This window comes from Dyella mobilis (genome assembly GCF_016904945.1).
In the GTDB taxonomy this organism is placed as follows: domain Bacteria; phylum Pseudomonadota; class Gammaproteobacteria; order Xanthomonadales; family Rhodanobacteraceae; genus Dyella_B; species Dyella_B mobilis.
This window is the reverse complement of record NZ_JADIKF010000015.1, coordinates 1-639: the sequence shown is the minus strand read 5'-3', so window position 1 is coordinate 639 and position 639 is coordinate 1. Positions and strand designations below refer to the sequence as shown.

The following is a 639-nucleotide window of genomic DNA, read 5'->3' as shown; positions in this document are numbered from 1 at the left end:
ACGCACGAGGAGATGCATGCGCCGTTCGATCTGGCGCAGGGCCCGCTGATCCGTGCCCGGTTGATCCGGCTGGACGAGCAGGAGCACGTGTTTCTGCTCACCCAGCACCACATCGTCTCCGATGGGTGGTCGATCGGGGTGCTGGTGCGGGAGTTGAACGCGCTCTACGGTGCATTCGTGCAAGGGCAGGGGAATCCGCTGCCGGCGTTGACGATCCAGTATCCGGACTATGCCGCGTGGCAACGGCAGTGGCTGAGCGGAGAGCGGTTGCAGGCGCAGGCGGCGTATTGGCGCCAGAGGCTGACCGATGCGCCGGTGCGGCTGGAGCTGCCGACGGATCGGCCGCGTCCGGCCCAGCAATCGTTTGCCGGTGCGATGGTGCCGATCCGGGTGGATAGCGCGCTGACGGCGGGGCTGAAGCGATTGAGCCAGCAGCACGGCAGCACGTTGTTCATGACTGTGTTGGCGGCATGGGCGGCGGTGCTGTCACGGCTGTCGGGGCAGGAGGATCTGGTGATTGGCACACCGACGGCCAACCGGGGGCGTGCGGAGATCGAGCCGTTGATCGGGTTCTTCGTGAACACGCTGGCGTTGCGCATGGATCTGTCGCAGGCACCGAGCGTGGCCGAGCTGTTGGCC

General features: G+C 66.7%; 1 protein-coding gene. It reads left to right on the top strand.

All coding sequences use genetic code 11. From position 1 onward, the window contains the following. On the top strand, positions 1-639 hold a 639-nt coding region (locus ISS99_RS00075), incomplete at both ends, for a condensation domain-containing protein (protein WP_239537500.1).